This is a genomic window from Sphingopyxis sp. BE259 (assembly GCF_031457495.1).
In the GTDB taxonomy this organism is placed as follows: Bacteria; Pseudomonadota; Alphaproteobacteria; order Sphingomonadales; family Sphingomonadaceae; genus Sphingopyxis.
The window spans coordinates 2,387,722-2,405,796 of the sequence record NZ_JAVDWM010000001.1; the positions used below are offsets into that span (position 1 = coordinate 2,387,722).

Annotated in this window: 18 protein-coding genes; 10 read left to right on the forward strand and 8 right to left on the reverse strand. The window is 63.5% G+C overall.

Features of this window, described 5'->3' with window-relative positions; genetic code table 11:
- Positions 1-27 precede the first annotated feature (27 nt).
- Positions 28-930, reverse strand: coding sequence for a LysR family transcriptional regulator (locus tag J2X44_RS11525; protein ID WP_310084023.1), 903 nt, complete (start codon positions 928-930; stop codon positions 28-30).
- A gap of 101 nt (positions 931-1,031) precedes the next feature.
- On the opposite strand from J2X44_RS11525, the gene J2X44_RS11530 reads away from it, so the two are divergent.
- The 7 genes from J2X44_RS11530 to J2X44_RS11560 all read left to right on the forward strand — a co-directional run bounded on the left by J2X44_RS11530 (position 1,032) and on the right by J2X44_RS11560 (position 7,853).
- Positions 1,032-2,201 carry an isovaleryl-CoA dehydrogenase gene (locus J2X44_RS11530; protein ID WP_310084026.1) on the forward strand — a complete coding sequence of 390 codons (1,170 nt, stop codon included), beginning with the start codon at positions 1,032-1,034 and terminating at the stop codon, positions 2,199-2,201.
- A complete protein-coding gene (locus J2X44_RS11535) occupies positions 2,198-2,548 on the forward strand; it encodes a hypothetical protein (protein WP_310084029.1) in 351 nt (116 codons plus the stop codon). Before J2X44_RS11530 ends, J2X44_RS11535 begins: the two co-directional genes overlap by 4 nt.
- Entirely contained in the window at positions 2,545-2,838 is a 294-nt protein-coding gene (locus J2X44_RS11540; RefSeq protein ID WP_310084030.1) for a hypothetical protein, read from the forward strand. The genes J2X44_RS11535 and J2X44_RS11540 overlap by 4 nt, the downstream gene beginning before the upstream one ends.
- Positions 2,835-4,433, forward strand: coding sequence for a carboxyl transferase domain-containing protein (locus J2X44_RS11545; RefSeq protein WP_310084032.1), 1,599 nt, complete (start codon positions 2,835-2,837; stop codon positions 4,431-4,433). Before J2X44_RS11540 ends, J2X44_RS11545 begins: the two co-directional genes overlap by 4 nt.
- Before the next feature lie 5 nt (positions 4,434-4,438).
- Positions 4,439-6,280, forward strand: a complete 1,842-nt coding sequence (locus J2X44_RS11550) for an acetyl/propionyl/methylcrotonyl-CoA carboxylase subunit alpha (protein ID WP_310084035.1) — start codon at positions 4,439-4,441, stop codon at positions 6,278-6,280.
- Positions 6,281-6,412: 132 nt separating this feature from the next.
- Positions 6,413-6,862, forward strand: coding sequence for a MaoC family dehydratase (locus J2X44_RS11555; RefSeq protein ID WP_310084038.1), 450 nt, complete (start codon positions 6,413-6,415; stop codon positions 6,860-6,862).
- Positions 6,863-7,001: 139 nt separating this feature from the next.
- Positions 7,002-7,853: a CoA ester lyase gene (locus tag J2X44_RS11560; protein ID WP_310084046.1), complete on the forward strand. Its 852-nt coding sequence runs from the start codon at positions 7,002-7,004 to the stop codon at positions 7,851-7,853.
- 9 nt (positions 7,854-7,862) lie between these two features.
- Here J2X44_RS11560 and J2X44_RS11565 read toward each other — a convergent pair whose 3' ends face one another.
- The 5 genes from J2X44_RS11565 to hisI form a co-directional block, all read right to left on the reverse strand.
- Positions 7,863-9,383: a phospholipase D-like domain-containing protein gene (locus tag J2X44_RS11565; RefSeq protein WP_310084048.1), complete on the reverse strand. Its 1,521-nt coding sequence runs from the start codon at positions 9,381-9,383 to the stop codon at positions 7,863-7,865.
- Positions 9,384-9,428: 45 nt separating this feature from the next.
- The gene (locus J2X44_RS11570; RefSeq protein WP_310084051.1) at positions 9,429-11,231 is read right to left on the reverse strand and encodes an acyl-CoA dehydrogenase C-terminal domain-containing protein; all 1,803 of its coding nucleotides are present in this window, start codon (positions 11,229-11,231) and stop codon (positions 9,429-9,431) included.
- Between the two features lie 68 nt (positions 11,232-11,299).
- Complete coding sequence (locus tag J2X44_RS11575; RefSeq protein ID WP_088439096.1) at positions 11,300-11,731, reverse strand: MerR family DNA-binding transcriptional regulator; 432 nt, start codon at positions 11,729-11,731, stop codon at positions 11,300-11,302.
- Positions 11,732-11,797: 66 nt separating this feature from the next.
- Complete coding sequence (locus tag J2X44_RS11580) at positions 11,798-12,331, reverse strand: hypothetical protein (RefSeq protein WP_310084058.1); 534 nt, start codon at positions 12,329-12,331, stop codon at positions 11,798-11,800.
- A complete protein-coding gene (gene hisI, locus J2X44_RS11585; RefSeq protein ID WP_310084061.1) occupies positions 12,318-12,698 on the reverse strand; it encodes a phosphoribosyl-AMP cyclohydrolase in 381 nt (126 codons plus the stop codon). Before hisI ends, J2X44_RS11580 begins: the two co-directional genes overlap by 14 nt.
- A gap of 140 nt (positions 12,699-12,838) precedes the next feature.
- Here hisI and purF point away from each other — a divergent pair, with 140 nt between their 5' ends.
- Genes purF through J2X44_RS11600 form a run of 3 tightly spaced genes read left to right on the forward strand, consistent with a single transcriptional unit; the run spans position 12,839 to position 15,482 of the window.
- Positions 12,839-14,296: an amidophosphoribosyltransferase gene (purF, locus tag J2X44_RS11590; protein WP_310084063.1), complete on the forward strand. Its 1,458-nt coding sequence runs from the start codon at positions 12,839-12,841 to the stop codon at positions 14,294-14,296.
- Positions 14,297-14,306: 10 nt separating this feature from the next.
- A complete protein-coding gene (locus tag J2X44_RS11595; protein ID WP_310087020.1) occupies positions 14,307-15,035 on the forward strand; it encodes an SDR family NAD(P)-dependent oxidoreductase in 729 nt (242 codons plus the stop codon).
- A 60-nt stretch (positions 15,036-15,095) separates the two neighbouring features.
- Entirely contained in the window at positions 15,096-15,482 is a 387-nt protein-coding gene (locus J2X44_RS11600; protein WP_310084067.1) for a hypothetical protein, read from the forward strand.
- 100 nt (positions 15,483-15,582) lie between these two features.
- On the opposite strand, the gene J2X44_RS11605 is transcribed toward J2X44_RS11600, so the two are convergent.
- Together J2X44_RS11605 and J2X44_RS11610 are read right to left on the reverse strand one after the other, a co-directional pair.
- Positions 15,583-16,755, reverse strand: a complete 1,173-nt coding sequence (locus J2X44_RS11605; RefSeq protein ID WP_310084070.1) for a serine hydrolase domain-containing protein — start codon at positions 16,753-16,755, stop codon at positions 15,583-15,585.
- A gap of 20 nt (positions 16,756-16,775) precedes the next feature.
- Positions 16,776-18,056, reverse strand: coding sequence for a cyclopropane-fatty-acyl-phospholipid synthase family protein (locus tag J2X44_RS11610; protein WP_310084073.1), 1,281 nt, complete (start codon positions 18,054-18,056; stop codon positions 16,776-16,778).
- Between the last annotated feature and the right edge of the window lie 19 nt (positions 18,057-18,075).

Here is an 18,075-nt window from a genome sequence, read left to right on the forward strand (position 1 = left end):
TGCAAGCCAGACTTGTAAGGCGCCGCGTCATGCGGCGGCGTCGACCCGGGCCCGGCGCCATTCCGCGGCAATGGCTGTCACCGTGTCGCGGGCATGGGCCAGCCGCGGATGGACATCGGGCAATCCCGCCCACGCCGGACCGACGATCAAGCCCAGCTCGCGCCGGAAATCATAGCCCACGACCTTGAGCGGCACGACGCCGTCGATCGCCAGCGACACTGGCGCCGTGGTGATGCCGATCCCGGCGGCAACCATCCGCAGGCAGCGCTCGTCGCTTTCGCTGCGCAAGGCAAAGCGCGGGCGGACACCATGCCGCGTAAAGAAGCGGCTGGTAGCGTCGAGAAATTCGCAAGAGCGCCGCGCGATCATCGTCTCTGCGGCGAGTTCCTCCGCGCCAACCTCAATCCGTCCCGCGAGCGGATGACCCTCGGCCATGAACATTGCCAGAGGCTCTTCGTACAGCGGCACAACGTGGTCGCCGCGCTCGCCGGGACGCAGCGGGAGCAGCGCCATATTGATGCGCCCGCTGCCCAGAGCTGCGCGGAGTTCGGATTCGCTGTTCTCGATCAGTTCGATGGCGAAGCTGGGGCGCAACGCCATAACGATCGCCTGCAAAAACTCCCCCGAAACCGATCTTATCACGCCAAGTTTGAGTTCGGTCGCCTGCCGGTCACTCTCGCGGCCGAAATCGTCGGCGGCGCGAAAGCCGCGCTCCAGATCGCGCGCGATTGGCAAGAACCGCCCGCCGGCTTCGGTCAGCCGGATCTGACGGCGGTTACGAATGAACAATGGCGTGCCGACGAGTTTCTCCAGCTCGGCAATCCCGCTCGACAGCGCCGGCTGCGTTACCCGGATGCGCGCCGCTGCCTGCGTGAAACTACCGGCATCGACGACGGCGAGAAACTGGCGGACATGGGCGCGCTTAATCATAGATTTTGCTTATGCCAAATCCATTATCGTTTCAATTTCCATATGATCGATTTTTGGGGCAGTATCGTGCTCTGCCCCGCCCTCGATCAATAGGTTCATCCATGCGCGCCACCCCCGATTTTGATTTCGCGCTCGGCGAAACCGCCGACATGATCCGCGACACCACCGCTCGTTTCGCGGACGAACAGATTGCACCGCTGGCCGCCAAGGCCGACGCAGAAGACTGGTTCCCACGCGATGAACTCTGGACGCAAATGGGCGAACTCGGGCTGCACGGCATTACGGTCGAAGAAGAGTTTGGCGGGCTTGGCCTCGGCTATCTTGAGCATGTGATCGCGGTGGAAGAAGTCAGCCGCGCAAGCGCTGCGATCGGCCTCAGCTACGGCGCGCATTCGAACCTGTGCGTCAACCAGATCCGCCGCTGGGGCAGTGCCGAGCAGAAAGCGAAATATCTGCCCAAGCTGATCAGCGGCGAACATGTCGGCAGCCTGGCGATGTCCGAAGCGGGCGCGGGCAGCGATGTCGTGTCGATGAAGCTGAAGGCCGACCGGGTGCAGAGCGGTTATGTCCTCAACGGCACCAAATTCTGGATTACCAACGCGACCTGCGCCGACACGCTGGTCGTCTATGCCAAGACCAGTCCGGAGGCCGGATCGCGCGGCATCACCGCTTTTCTGATCGAAAAGGATATGCCGGGGTTTTCGATCGGGCAAAAGATCGACAAGGTCGGGATGCGCGGTTCGCCGACCGCGGAGCTGGTGTTCAACGACTGTGAAGTCTCCGAAGAGCAGGTGATGGGCCCCGAAAATGGTGGCGTCGGCGTACTGATGTCGGGGCTTGATTATGAGCGCGTCGTGCTCGCCGGGCTCCAGCTCGGCATCATGCAGGCGTGCCTCGACACCGTCATCCCCTATGTTCGCGACCGCAAACAGTTCGGCAAGCCGATCGGGTCGTTCCAGCTGATGCAGGCGAAGGTCGCCGACATGTATGTCGCGCTCCAGTCGGCACGGTCTTACGTCTATAACGTCGCCAAGGCGTGCGACGCCGGGCAGACGACGCGCTTCGACGCCGCCGGTTGCATCCTGCTCGCGAGCGAAAGCGCCGTGAAGGTCGCGGGCGAAGCGATCCAGGCGCTCGGCGGCGCGGGTTACACCAAGGACTGGCCGGTCGAGCGTTACTGGCGCGACGCCAAGTTGCTCGACATCGGTGCGGGGACCAACGAGATTCGCCGGATGCTGATCGGTCGCGAACTGATCGGCGCTGGCGCGTGATCTGGCTCTGGCTGTCGGCGGCCTTCATGGCGACGACGGCCTTGGTGCATGGCGCGCTGGGCGAGAAAAGATTGATCCAGCCGCTGCTTGCGCTTGATCAGGGAATCATGGCGGTCGATCTGGCGCGCAAGGTGTTTCGCTTTGCCTGGCACGCGATGTCACTGTTGATGATTGTGTCGGCTGCGACCGTTGTCTGGCCGGGGACACCGCGCGACCTGATCTTTTTGGTCGGCGGGGCGTGGACCGCGGTCGGGCTGGCCGATGCCATCTACACGCGCGGACGGCACATCGGCTGGCCGATCCTGACCGCGTCGGGCGTCTTTGCGATCTTGGGCGCGACGGCGTGAACGACACGCTGCTCACCGCCCTGCAATATTATGGCGCGGGCGCCTCGACGCTCGCGGCGTTGATCGTGTCGCTGAACCTCGGCCGTCGCCGCACCGGCTGGGCGTTTGTCATCTTTGTCTCCAGTAGCATCGCACTGATCGCGTGGGGCTTTTTGCAGCCCGACAGTGAAGGCATCGGTTGGCAGAACATCGCGCTGCTGATCATCAACGCGATCGGCGTCTATCGCTACCTGATCGAGAAAGATAAGCCGGATCATCCGGACAAACCGCGGGGAGAGACTGTACAGTGAGCGCACCGGTCCTTGGCACCAACGTCGATCCCGACAGCGAAGAATTTCGCACCCGCGCGGCGCATAATCGCGCGTTGAAGGACGAGCTGTACGCGCGCGTCGCCGAGGCGGCGCTCGGCGGCAACGAAAAGTCGCGCGAGCGTCACACCAGCCGCGGCAAGCTGCTGCCGCGCGAGCGCGTCGAACGACTTCTCGATCCGGGGTCACCCTTTCTCGAAATCGGCCAGCTGGCGGCGAACGACCTCTACGACGGCGAAGTCCCCGGCGCGGGCCTGATATGCGGCATCGGCCGCGTGTCGGGGCGCCAGTGTATGATCGTGTGCAACGACGCGACGGTGAAGGGCGGCACCTACTATCCGCTGACCGTGAAAAAGCATCTGCGGGCGCAGGAAATCGCGCTCGAAAACCGCCTGCCGTGCATCTATCTGGTCGACAGCGGCGGCGCGAACCTGCCGCATCAGGACCAGGTGTTCCCCGACCGCGACCATTTCGGGCGCATCTTTTTCAACCAGGCGAACATGTCGGCACGGCGCATCCCGCAGATTGCGTGCGTGATGGGCAGCTGCACCGCGGGCGGCGCTTATGTGCCGGCGATGAGCGATGAGACGGTGATCGTCCGTAATCAGGGCACGATCTTCCTCGCCGGCCCGCCGCTGGTGAAGGCAGCAACAGGCGAGGAAATCAGCGCCGAGGATCTGGGCGGCGGCGACCTGCATGCGCGCAAGTCGGGGGTAGTCGATCATCTGGCCGAGAATGACGAACATGCGCTGACGATCGTGCGCGATATCGTTAGCCATCTGGGCGCCGACACCGGGTTCGAGGTCGCGCTGAAAAACCCGCGCCCGCCCAAATATGACCCCGAGCAGCTCTACGGCGTCGTTCCCGACGACGTCCGCGCGCCCTATGACGTCCACGAAGCCATCGCGCGCATCGTGGACGCCAGCGAGTTTCATGAGTTCAAGGCCAATTACGGCAGCACGCTGGTGTGCGGTTTCGCGCACATCTGGGGTATCCCGGTCGCGATCCTCGCCAACAATGGCGTGCTGTTCAGCGAATCTGCGGTCAAGGGCGCCCATTTCATCGAGCTGGCGCAGCAACGCCGCATCCCCCTGCTCTTCTTGCAGAACATCAGCGGATTCATGGTCGGCGGCAAATATGAGGCCGAGGGGATCGCCAAGCATGGCGCCAAGCTGGTCACCGCAGTCGCGACCGCAACGGTGCCCAAGGTCACGGTGCTGATCGGTGGCAGCTTTGGCGCGGGCAATTACGGCATGTGTGGCCGTGCCTACTCACCCCGCTTTCTGTTTACCTGGCCAAATGCCCGGATCAGCGTGATGGGCGGCGAGCAGGCCGCGTCGGTGCTGGCCTCCGTCCACCGCGACGCCGACAAGTGGACGCCCGATGAGGCCGAAGCCTTTAAGGCACCGATCAGGCAGAAATATGAGGACGAGGGCAATCCCTATCACGCCACCGCGCGCTTGTGGGACGATGGCATCATCGACCCGGCGCAGACGCGCGATGTTCTGGGGCTGGCCTTCGCCGCAACGCTGAACGCCCCGGTCGAAGACCGTGGGTTCGGCGTGTTCAGGATGTAATGACGATGATCCAATCCCTCCTCATCGCCAATCGCGGCGAGATAGCCTGCCGGATCATCCGCACTGCGCGCGAGATGGGCATTCGCACGGTTGCAGTTTATTCGGACGCCGATGCCAAGGCGCTGCACGTCCGGCAGGCCGACGAGGCCGTCCATATCGGCCCGTCGCCGGCGCGTGAATCCTATCTGGTCGGCGAAAAGATCATTGCCGCAGCGCAGGCGACCGGGGCCGCGGCGATCCATCCGGGTTATGGTTTTCTGTCGGAGAATGCCGCGTTCGCGCAGGCGGTGATCGATGCGGGACTGATCTGGGTTGGCCCCAAACCGGCCAGCATCACAGCGATGGGGCTGAAGGATGCCGCCAAAAAGCTGATGGCCGAAGCCGGGGTGCCGGTGACCCCCGGCTATATGGGCGAGAACCAGGACCCTGCCTTCCTCGCTGAGCGCGCCGGTGAAATCGGCTATCCGGTGCTGATCAAGGCCGTGGCGGGCGGCGGCGGCAAGGGGATGCGCAAGGTCGATGCCGCGTCGGATTTCCTCGACGCGCTCGCCTCGTGCCAGCGCGAGGCCGCGGCGTCGTTCGGCAACGACCATGTGCTGATCGAGAAATATATCCTGACCCCGCGCCATATCGAGGTGCAGGTGTTCGGCGATACCCACGGCAATGTCGTCCACCTGTTCGAACGCGACTGCTCGCTGCAACGCCGCCACCAGAAGGTGATCGAGGAAGCCCCCGCCCCCGGCATGGACGAAACGACGCGCGCCGACCTGTGCGCCGCGGCGGTCCGCGCGGCGCAGGCGGTCGATTATGTCGGCGCCGGGACGATCGAATTCATCGCCGACGCCAGCGAAGGCCTGCGCGCCGACCGCATCTGGTTCATGGAAATGAACACGCGGTTGCAAGTGGAGCATCCGGTGACCGAAGAGATCACCGGCGTCGACCTCGTCGAATGGCAGCTGCGGGTGGCATCGGGCGAACCCTTGCCACTGCGTCAGGATCAGCTTAGCATCGACGGCTGGGCGATGGAGGCGCGGCTCTATGCCGAAGATCCAGCCAAGGGCTTTCTACCCTCGATCGGCACCCTCGAACTTTTCCAACTCCCCGATCATCTGGGCCGCGTCGATACCGGCGTTTACGAAGGCGCCGAGGTCTCGCCCTTCTACGACCCGATGATCGCCAAGGTTATCGCATGGGGCGAAGATCGTGAGGAAGCGCGCGAATTGCTGTCCGAGATGCTCGAAGACAGCGCGATTTGGCCGGTGAAGATCAACTCGGCCTTCCTGATCAATGCGCTGGGTCATCCCGATTTCGTCGCGGGCACTGTCGATACCGGGCTGATCGGCCGCGACGGCGATGCGATGACCGAAGAGCCGATGCCGACCGCGCAGGCGCTAACCAACGCCGCAATGGCACTGACGCCGCGCTCGCTGCGATCGGGCTTCCGCCTGAACGCAGCCGATGTCCGCAGCGCCCCCTTCCTGCTCGACGGCAAACGCGTGGAGGTCGAACTCCACGGCCCCGGCACCGAAGAACCCGCCCCTGCGATGCTCGTCGCGGAAGGCGGGTCGGTGTGGCAGCTTACGCCCTGGCGCGCCGAGGGCAGCACGGGCGGCGCAGCAGGCGACGGCGCGATCCTCTCCCCGATGCCCGGCAAAATCATCGCGGTCGAGGTTGTGGCGGGCGACACAGTGACCAAAGGCCAGAAACTGCTCACCCTCGAAGCGATGAAGATGGAGCATAGCCTGACCGCGCCGTTCGACGGCGTGGTGGCCGAGCTTAATGCGACCGCAGGGGCGCAGGTGCAGGTCGAGGCGCTGTTGGTGCGGATCGACGCGGCGAGCGAATAGGTCGCCATTCTTCGTCACCCTGAACTCGTTTCAGGGTCCACGGCCGGGCCTCGACAATCACACCGCGCCAAACGAGAGAACAGGTCATGGATGCTGAAACAAGTTCAGCGTGACGAACATTGGAGAGAAGCGATGGCCGGTAAATATTTCGACGAATGGACCATCGGCGACACGCTGACCCACGACATTCGCCGCACGGTCACCGAAACCGACAATCTGCTATTCACCGTGATGACGCACAACCCACAGCCGCTGCATCTCGACGCCGAAGCGGCGAAGGCGTCGGAGTTCGGCCAGATCCTCGTCAACGGCACCTTCACCTTCAGCCTGATGGTCGGGCTGTCGGTCGGTGACACGACGCTGGGCACACTCGTCGCCAACCTTGGCTATGACAAGCTGGTGATGCCGAAACCGGTGTTCATCGGTGACACCCTGCGCGCGGAGAGCGAAGTGATCGGCCTCAAGGAATCGAAATCACGCCCGAACGCCGGGATCGTCACCTTCCTCCACCGCTGCATCAACCAGCGCGATGAACTTGTCTGCCAGTGCGAACGTTCGACGCTGGTCAAAAAACGATCGTAAAATCCTCCCCGCTTGCGGGGAGGTGGCAACCCGCAGGGTTGACGGAGGGGGGTAGCGGCCTCACACTTTGCACCATGACGAAAACCCCCTCCACCATCCTTCGGATGGTCCCCCTCCCCGTCCCGGGGAGGATCGGATCATGAGACTACGCTCCCTCCTCTTCGTCCCCGGCGACCGGCCCGAACGCTTTGCCAAGGCAGCGGCATCGGGTGCCGATGCCATCATCCTTGATCTTGAAGATTCGGTGTCGCTCGCGAACAAGGACGCGGCGCGGCGTGCGATCGCCGACTATCTGGCCGGGGCGCGCGAGGTCGTCACGCTGGTGCGCGTCAATCCGCTCGACGGGCATCTGACCGCCGCCGATGTCGCCGCGATCATCGCTGCGCGGCCCGACGCGATTATGCTCCCCAAGGCCGAAGGCGCGCCGAGCATCGCACAGCTAGATACGATCCTGCGTAGTGAATCAGCGGCCAATGCCTCGCTGCCGCCGATCCTGCCGATCGCCACCGAAACGCCCGCCGCGATCTTCACATTGGGCAGCTACCGCGAGGCGAAGGACCGTTTGCTCGGACTGACGTGGGGGGCCGAAGACCTGCCCGCGGCGATCGGCGCAACAACGAGCCGCGAAGCGGAGGGCGGTTACACCTCCCCCTATGAGGTCGCCCGTGCGCTGACCCTGTTCGCAGCTCATGCCGCAGGCGCCGCGGCGATCGACACCGTGTTCCCGGCGATCAAGGACGAAGCAGGCCTCGCCGCCTACGCCGCCCGCGCGCGGCGCGACGGCTTCACCGGGATGATGGCGATCCACCCGTCGCAGGTGGAACCGATCAACGCTGCCTTCACCCCCAGCGCCGACGAGGTGGCGCGTGCACAAGCAATCGTCGATGCCTTTGCCGCCAATCCCGGCGTCGGGGTGCTGCAGGTCGATGGCAAAATGGTCGACGCGCCGCATCTGAAACAGGCGAAGCATATTCTGTCGCTAGCGGATTGAGGGCTACGGTTAAGCAGTCGATGCTTTCGACCGTTGAAAGGGTCGGTGCCGCTTCATCCAGTTTTTCCCGCGGTGCCAGCTTTTCTTCAAACCGCGTCTGGCAAAACCTTCGAACATCGCATCCGGGCTGGTCGGATCGAGCACTTCATTGTCGGCGATAAATTCATCGAGCGGGCCGGGCGGCACCAGGTCGAGCAGTTCGAGCGAGCGGCCGTCGCCGCGCAGTGCTTCGATGGTTTCGATCAGCGAGCCGGTGCGCTCAAACGTCGATGCGACATCGTCCTCCGCCACCCCCAGATGCTCGACAATCAGTGATGTGCGCAAGCGGGTGATGACGGGCTCGATGCCTTGGTTCGCCGCCAACGCCGCATCGATCGTCACGTCGCATTCGCTGTCGAGCCCCATCGATCGGTTGTTCAGGTTCGACGATCCAATCCGGATCAACCGGTCGTCAACGATCGCCGTCTTGGCGTGGACATAAATCGGATCACCGCCCTTGGTATGCGGCACATAAACCTTCAGCCGGTCGCCATGCCGCGACTTGGCGATCGAGCGGACGAGCTGGACGCGCGCCGCATCCATCGCCATCTGCTCCAGCCAGCCGTCGGCGGTCTTGGGCATCACCATCACAAATTCGGGCGGATCATCTTCGTCGAGCCGCGCCGCAATCGCTGCGGCAATCGCGCCGCTGGTGAAATACTGATTCTCGAAATAGATGAAGCGCTTCGCACCGGCGATCATGTCGAGATAGAGTTGCTCATTCTCACGCACTTCGGCGCGGCCGTCATATTCAGCGCTGGTGCGCGAAATGGCGACATCGACATCTGTGAAATCGGCTTCAAGATTGTCCGGCCAGTTTTCGCCCGCACCACTCAGATCCCGAAGCGGCTTGTTCGTCGCACGCTGCCACCGCTCGTTGCCCAGATCGGCAAGCGCAGTTCCGATCGGCCCCGACAGGATCATCGTCGAATCGTGCCACGGCATATAGGCTTTGCCATTGGGTCCGGTGCGCCGCGGATCGTGATCGACATGGTCGCAGGTGTCCCACCGCGCTGAGCTCACATCGATGCCGCCGCAAACCGCCAGATGATCGTCGAACACCGCGACCTTTTGATGGTGGCTGCACCCCACCGGATGCGCGCTGTCGAGGCGAAAGCTGATCGACTTGGTCATCTTCCACCGCAGCACCATCGCGACGATCGACGGCACGAACAGATGCTTCAGACCCCCGAAGTTCCAGCGCAAAATATCGATATCGCGCTTCGGCTGATCCTTGGCGAGGCGGAGCAGGTAATGGCCGAGCGATTCGCCTTTCCCCTGTTCATCGGGGATCAGCGGAATGCGCGGATCGAAATCCCAGCCGATCAGCAGTATGCGTTCTTTCGCCCCCGCCATCAATCTTTCGAGCAGCGCATAATAATCGGCGGCATCGACGATCATCCGCGCCTTGTTGGCGCGTTCGATGCGCCAGCAATTGCGCCCTTCGACGACGATGGGGGCCAAAGCTGGCGCGCGTTCGGGATCGCTCATCGCCGACGCCACGCATGGCGGCGGCGATCGTTCCATCGGGCGCGCTCAGGCAGCGTAAAATTGTTCCGGGGTCAGCGCCATCATCGCTTCGCTCCCCGCTTCGATCTTGCGGCGCAGCGACCCGGCGTCGGGCAGGAACCGTTCGCCAAAGTGGCGCGCGGTGACAAGCTTGGCTTCAAGGAACGCCTTGTTGCCGCGCCCTTCGGCGAGCGCCTTCTGCGCCGCCTCCGCCATCATCAGCCACATCGATCCCAGCGCGACGATCCCCATGATGTGCATGTAATGGTGCGCGCCGGCCCCGATATTGTTGGGGTTCGCCATGCCGTTCTGCATGAACCACATCGTAGCAGCCTTCAGTTCGCCGTTTGCTTTTTCCAGCCGCCCAGCGAAGTCCGCCAGTGGCTCATTGTCCTTGGCGCGCGCGCATTCGGCGTCGATGATCGCAAAGAACGCCTGGATCGCACGCCCGCCATTCTGGGCCAGCTTGCGCCCGACCAGATCCATCGCCTGGACGCCGTTCGCGCCTTCGTAGATCATCGTGATGCGGGCATCGCGGACATATTGGCTCATCCCCCATTCTTCGATGTAGCCGTGGCCGCCGAACACCTGCTGCGCGTTGGTCGCGACGTCATAGCCCTTGTCGGTGCCATAGCCCTTGATTACCGGGGTGAGCAGGCTGACGAGGTCGTCGGCGCGCTGGCGCTCCTCTTCGGTTTCCGCGACATGCGCCAGATCGACTTGCAAGGCACCCCACAGGCACAGCGCGCGCAGCCCCTCGACCGTCGCCTTCGCATCGATCAGCATCCTGCGCACGTCGGGGTGAACGAACAGCGGATCGGCCTTTTCCTGCGGGTCTTGCGGTCCGGTCAGCGCCCGCCCCTGACGGCGGTCCTGCGCATAGGCGACGGCGTTCTGGAACGCGATGTCGGCCTGTCCCAGCCCCTGGATACCAACGCCGAGGCGCGCCGCGTTCATCATCACGAACATCGCGGCGAGACCCTTATTCTCCTCGCCGACCATCCAGCCCTTGGCGCCGTCATAGTTCATGACGCAGGTCGAATTGGCGTGAATGCCCATCTTGTGTTCGATCGACCCGCATTGCAGCGCGTTACGCTCACCCAGCGAGCCATCGTCATTGACGAGGAACTTCGGCACGATGAACAGCGAGATGCCCTTGACGCTGTCGGGCGCGTCGGGGGTCTTGGCGAGGACAAGGTGGACGATATTCTCGGTCAGGTCATGCTCGCCCGACGAAATGAAAATCTTGGTCCCGGTGACGTCATAGCTACCATCGCCGTTCGGCACCGCACGGGTGCGGATCAGGCCCAGGTCGGTGCCGCAATGCGGTTCGGTCAGGTTCATGGTCCCGCCCCATTCGCCCGAAATCATCCGCGGCGCATAAAGCGCCTTTTGTTCATCCGAACCCTTGACCAATATTGCCGCGACCGCGGCCTGAGTCAGCCCCGGATACATCGCAAAGGCCTGGTTTGCTGCCATGCGATATTCCTCAACCGGGAAACCGACGACATGCGGGAGCCCTTGGCCGCCAAAGGCTTCGGGCTGGGTCAGCAGCGTCCAGCCGGCCTCGCAATAGGCCTTATACGCATCCTTGAAGCCTGTGGGCGTCGTCACCGATCCGTCGTCGTGCCGGGTGCAACCTTCCAGATCGCCAGACTGGTTGATCGGGAACAGCACTTCCTCACAGAATTTTCCCGCCTCGGTCAGCACCGCTTCGATCATGTCAGGAGTCGCATTGGCGAAGCCGGGGAGATTGGCGTAACGCTCGACCCCCAGCACATCGTTGAGGAGGAAAAGGCTGTCTTGCACAGGCGCGCGATAGACGGGCATGGGGTATCCTTTTGAAAATCAGGTTGGCAATGTCATACTTGCCTGGGGAGGCTTGCCGAGGAAGAGCTTCAACCGACTTTTTGGCCGGCATCGACTTTCTTCACCATATCGATGAAACGCGACAATTCTTCGACAGCGCTGTCGATGTCGTCGCGCTGGCGCTGCAACAAACCGATGCGCTGTTCGCATTTTTCGATCGTCACTTGGCGTTGCAGCTTGCGGCCGTCGCCAACGTCGTAGAGGTCGATCATCTCGCGAATATCGGCCAGGCTGAAACCCGTTCGCTTCGCGCGCAGGATCCACGCCAGCCGGGCGCGGTCGCGTTTTGAATAGATGCGCGACAATCCCTTGCGCGACGGGCTGATCAGCCCTTCATCCTCATAAAACCGCAACGCGCGCGCGGTGACCCCGAACTCGGTCGACAAGTCGGTGATGCTGAATTGTTCGCGCCCCAGATGATCGGGCGTATCGATATGGGCGTGGCCATATGGTTCGGTCATGTCGACGAAACTAGTTTCCGTTGACGTGAACGTCAAGACCGGCAAATTGCGCCAATTCGGGGCCGGTCAGACCCCGCAGGGCTGATGCATATTGCCCTGTCGATCGCGGATCTGCAAGCCCCGCGCATCGTCGGCCGACCAGCTGGCGCGCGGCAGGCGCAAACCCGACAGCGAAGCGCGGGCGGGACACAGCGACGCGCATTGCGGCGGCAGGTCTCCGGGCAGGCGCAGTTCGTCCTCCTCCTCATGAACCAGTGCCTCGCAGCCGTCGGCGAAGCGTAGCCGCCAGCCGCCGCGATCGCGCGTCATCGTTCCGCTTGCCGTGCAGGACAGGGTGGCGCCGAACGCCGCCGTGACCGCAAAACGCCACTGCCCCGCTCCGTCGGGCACAACGCACATCGCATCGCGGCCCAGATCATGGGTGCGTTCGAACACCCCGACCGGTGATGCGGCATCGGCCCGCACGACGCCGCGCTCGCGGGCCGCCTGTTCGAGCGGGTTGTCGGCGTCGACCCCCTGCCCGCTATCGCCCGAGGTCGATCGCTCGCATCCGGCGAGAAGCAGCGCCGCGAGCGCCAGTGCGGCACTAATCCGCCGCATCGTCCGCCAGGAAAATCAGGCTGCCATCTGCTTCGACGCGGCGATAGAAACAGCTCCGCCGCCCGGTGTGACAAGCCGGACCCGCAGGCGTCACCCGCAGCAACAGCGCATCCTGATCGCAATCGACGCGCATCTCGAGCATGGTCAATCCGTTGCCCGACGTCTCGCCCTTGCGCCACAGCGCGCCGCGTGAGCGCGACCAGAAATGCGCCTGCCCCGTCGCCTGTGTCCGCTCGATAGCCTCGGCATTCATGTGCGCGACCATCAGCAGCACGCCGGTGTCGGCATCGGTGACGATCGCAGTCACCAGTCCCGCCGCGTCAAAGCGCGGCATAAAGCGGTCGGCGGTGTCGCGCTGATCGTTCATCCCTGCGCTTTAGAGCAGGAGCAAAGCCCCTGTCACCCCGTCGATCGCCACCGCGATGACAATATCGTGAATAGGGGGGCGACATTTGCGATCGCCGTCCCTATATGCGCGCCAGTCACTGCCCTCGCTGCTGGACCATCATGCTCACCACACACCCTTTCGACGATGACAAGCTCCGCGAGGAGTGCGGCGTCTTTGGTATTCATGGCGCCGACAGTGCCGCGGCGGTCGTTGCGCTGGGCCTGCATGCCCTCCAGCATCGCGGGCAGGAGGCAGCGGGCATCACTGCCTTCGACGGCCGCGAATTCCACACCCACCGCGCGATGGGCCATGTCGCCGGCAATTTCGACCGCGACGACATCATGCGCCAATTGCAGGGCGGATCGTCGGTCGGCCATGTCCGCTATTCGACGACCGGCGAGACGGCGCTGCGCAACGTCCAGCCCTTGTTTGCCGATCTGTCCACCGGCGGTTTCGCGGTCGCGCATAACGGCAATATCTCCAACGCGACCGCGCTTAAAAAGCTGCTCGTCCGCCGCGGTTCGATCTTTCAATCGACCAGCGATACCGAGGTGATCATCCATCTCGTCGCAACGTCGAGCTATCGCTCGCTGCTCGACCGGTTCATCGACGCGCTGAAACAGGTCGAGGGCGCCTATTCGCTGATCTGCCTGACCGCCGAAGGCATGATCGGCTGCCGCGATCCGCTCGGCATCCGCCCGCTCGTCATCGGCAAGCTCGGCGATGCGCACATCCTTGCCTCGGAGACCGTCGCGCTCGACGTCGTCGGCGCCGAATTTGTCCGCTCGGTCGAACCCGGCGAGTTGGTGATCATCCGCGACGGTCAGTTGAAATCGCATCGGCCCTTTGCCTCGCAATCGGCGCGGCCGTGCATCTTCGAATATGTGTATTTCTCGCGTCCCGATTCGATCGTCGACGGGACCAGCGTCTATTCGGTCCGCAAGGCGATCGGCGCCGAACTGGCGCGCGAAAATCCGGTCGATGCCGATCTGATTATCCCGGTCCCCGATTCGGGCACCCCCGCCGCAATCGGCTATGCGCAGGAATCGGGCATCCCGTTCGAACTCGGGATCATCCGCTCGCACTATGTCGGACGCACCTTCATTCAGCCGGGCGACAAGGTTCGCCACCTGGGCGTAAAACTGAAGCACAACGCCAATCGCGCGTTGATCGCGGGCAAGCGGATCGTGCTGATCGACGATTCGATCGTGCGCGGGACGACGAGCCTGAAAATCGTTCAGATGATGCGCGATGCCGGCGCCGCCGAAGTCCATATGCGGATCGCCAGCCCGCCGACCCAGCATAGCTGCTTCTATGGCGTCGATACCCCCGAGCGCGCCAAACTCCTCGCCGCGCAGATGACCGTCGGCCAGATGGCGAACTTCATCAACGCCGACAGCCTGTCGTTCGTCACCATCGACGGCCTGTACCGCGCGCTGGGCGAAGCAAAACGCAGCGACAACGCACCGCAATATTGCGACGCATGCTTTACCGGTGACTATCCGACCACGCTGACCGATTTCGACGAGCATGGCTTGGAAGATCAATTTTCGCTGCTTGCCGAACGGGTTGTCTAACACAATGACGATGAAGACTGAAGAACTGGCGGGGCAAGTTGCGCTCGTCACCGGGGCAAGCCGCGGTATCGGCGAAGCGGTTGCCGAAGCCTTGGCCGCACGCGGCGCGCATGTCGTGATCACCGCGCGCACCGCGGGCGGGCTCGAGGCGCTTGAGGATCGTATCCACGAAGCCGGCGGCGCTGCGACGATCGCCCCGCTCGACCTGACCGACGGCGACAGCATCGCGCGACTGGCAAGTGCAATGGCCGAACGCTGGCAACAGCTCGACATGCTGGTGCTCAACGCGGCGATGCTCGGCACACTGACCCCGGTCGCGGCGATCGACGGCAAGGAATTCAACAAGCTGCTGACGCTAAATCTGATCGCGCAGCAGGCATTGATCGCCAATTTCGACCCGCTGCTGCGCCGCGCCGCCAGCGGCCGGGTGCTCGCTCTGTCGAGCAGCGTCGCGCGCGAGCCGCGCGCCTATTGGGGCGCATATGCCGCATCGAAGGCCGCGTTCGAGACGCTCGTCACCAGCTATGGCGCCGAAATGCGCAACATCTCGACCGTTCGCACCGCGATCCTCGATCCCGGCGGCACCCGCACCCAGATGCGCGCGCGCGCCTACCCGGGCGAAGACGCCCAAAGTATCAAGGATCCCGCCGCGGTCGGCGAGTTTGTCGCAGGGCTGATGGTCGATGGCTTCGACAGCACCGCATTCCACGCGCTGCCCAAGGTCATGGAAAAGGCTTAACGTCATCTTCGTTTTCCGGCACTAAGGCAGCCACATAACGGGGTTTGCGAGGGTGCGGGAATGACCAAGGAAATTTTGCGATCGGCGATCGCTGCGGTGATCGGCATCGCCGTCGCATTCGGGCTGATCTGGCTGGCCCAATATGCCGGCAATGAAATCTCGCCCGCCGAATATGACCTCGACACCGGCGAGATATTGATCCCGATCGGATCGACGATCGCCCTGATCGTCGGTTGGTTCATCGGCACCTTTGCCGGAGCGTGGCTGGCGATCCGGATCTCGGCGGGCACCGGGGCCGGATGGATCGTCGCCGGGTCGGTGATCGGCGCCGCGCTCTACCGCGCCGTGACCCTGGCCGATACCTGGTGGATCATGGCGCTGGGCGTCGCGGTGCCGTTGGCGGCGGTGTGGTTGGCGCAGCGGGCGGCAACCATCATTGCAGACTAACATACCGTCGCCCCCGCGCAGGCGGGGGCCACTTGCGGCCTTTTCCTGCTTCGACGGGTAGACATCCAGCGGCCCCCGCCTGCGCGGGGGGCGACGGATCTTATTTCGCTTCCCCGTCCACCGCCGCCTGCACGCTCTTGTAAAACGCCTCGCGCGCCGCGCCGACACCCTCGGGGTCGGTTGCGGTCGGCCAGTTGCCGTTCGACGCGATCACCAGCTTGCGCTTGGGATCGATGAAGATGCCCTGCCCGAAGATGCCCTGCGCGGCAAAGCTGCCGTCATCGTTGGTCCACCATTGATAGCCATAGCCGCGGCCCGGAATGTCAATCCCCGCCTGCTTGGTCGTCGCGGCGGTCATCCAGTCATCGGGCACGACCTTTTCACCGCCCGCGACCCCGCCGTTCAGCATGAACTGGCCGAACCGCGCATAATCCTTCAGGCTTGCCGACATGCAGCAGCCGCTGATCTCATGCCCGGTGGCGCCGAGCATCCACACCGCATCCTGCTCCATCCCGAACGGCTTCCACACCTTTTCGGACAGATATTGCGACAGCGTCTTGCCCGTCGCACTCGACACCAGCACGCCGATCAAATTGGTCTCGCCGGTCTTATACACCCACTTCGACCCTGCGGGCGCTTCGCGCGGCAAGGTCTTCATATAGCTGACAGTTATATCCTCGCCCTCGACGGGTTTCTGCATGTTGAACTGGGCCACGTCGGATTTGGGATCGGTATAGTCCTCGTTCCACTTGACCCCCGACGTCATCGTCAACAACTGCCGCACCGACACATCGTCATAGGCCGAACCCTTGAGTCCCGGAATATAGACGGTGACCTTGTCGTCGAGGCTCTTGATATAGCCATCCTTGACCGCCGCGCCGACCAAGGTCGAGGTGAAGCTTTTGGCAACCGAAAAGCTGGTCCAGCGCCCCGCGGCGCCGTAGCCCAGCGCATATTTCTCGAGCCGGATCTTGCCTTCCTGGACGATGATCAACCCGGAATTGCGCTGCTTCGCCATGTAAGCATCGACATCCACGCCAAGGTCCAGCGGCTGCCCCTGCGGCAGCGGATAGACCGTGTCGCCAGCCTCGACCGTGTTGACCGCCACCTTGGGAACGGTTTCCATTGTCCGGAAAGCGGTGTCGCGTTGATCCTGGGTCCAGAACAGCACATTCATATCCTTTGGCAGCGTGTCGATGGTTTGGGTCGATGCGGGCGTATTGCACCCCGCCACCGCAGCACATAAAAGTGCCGCTGCCAGATATCGTCGCATAGGCTTCCTCTCCCCTGTTTTCAGGCTGTTTTTTCCAGCGTGACTTGCGCGACGTCGATGCCGCCACCGCGAAAGCCGCCTTCGCAATATTGCAGATAATAGCGCCAGAGCCGCGCAAAGCGGTCGTCGAAGCCCGACGGCAGCAGGTTGGCGGCGACCGCTGCATCAAAACGCTCGCGCCACTGACGCAGCGTTTCGGCGTAATCGTCGCCGAACCGATGGACATCGCGCCATGCCAGACCGCGCTCTTCGGCCAGCGCCCGAAACCGGCTTTCGGACATCAGACAGCCGCCCGGAAAAATATAGGCCTGGATGAAATCGCTGCTCGCAACGTAGCGGTCGAACAGCGCATCGTTGATCAGAATATACTGGATCGCGGCCTTGCCGCCCGGACGCAGCAGCCGCGCGATCGCATCGAGATAGGTCGGCCAATAAGCCTGCCCGACCGCCTCTACCATTTCCACACTGGCGATCGCATCATAGGGCCCTTGGGCGTCGCGATAGTCGCAGATTTCGATGCGCGAGCGCCCTGACAAATCGATCGCAGCCAGCCGTGCGTCGGCCACCTCTGCCTGTGACGGCGACAGCGTGATTCCAGTGTAGAGCACATCGTGACGCTCGACCGCGCGCTCGGCCAAGGCACCCCACCCGCAACCGATTTCCAGCAAACGGCTGCCCGATCGCAGATCGAGCCGATCAAGAATTGCATCGACCTTTGCCGCCTGCGCCTCGTCCAGCGACTGCGCCGGATCGGTGAACAGCGCGCTCGAATAATTCATCGCCCGATCGAGCCACAAGCGATAGAAATCATTGCCCAAATCATAATGGGCGTGGATGTTTCGCTTCGCGCCGCGGCGATCGTTCCGGCGCAGCGCGTGAACCGCCTTGTTCACCCAGCGCAGCGGCCCGCGCGCGCGCGCCGCGTCACCCAATGTTTCACCATTGCGCATGAACAGGTCGAACAATGGCACCGGATCGGGCGAGGCCCACTCTTCCGCGTCCCAGGCGCGATACCAGCCGACCGAGCCCGACAGCCCAAGCCGCACGAGTGCGGCCCAGCTGTGCAAATGGACAACCGCCGTCGGCCCGTTCCCGCGACCGCCCAGCAACCGGACGCTGCCGTCGGGCAAATGCGCCTCGATCGTGCCGAGTGACAGCCCGACATCGATGCGATCGAGCAGCCGGTGAAATATCCCCGCAGGCGCCAACGCCAACAGCCGGGCCAACAGCCCGCCGCTGCGATAGGCGCGATCGGCGCGAAGCAGTTCCTTGCCACGACGCGGGCTGACATGCGTGTTCATAGCGCCTTCCTGCCCCAAA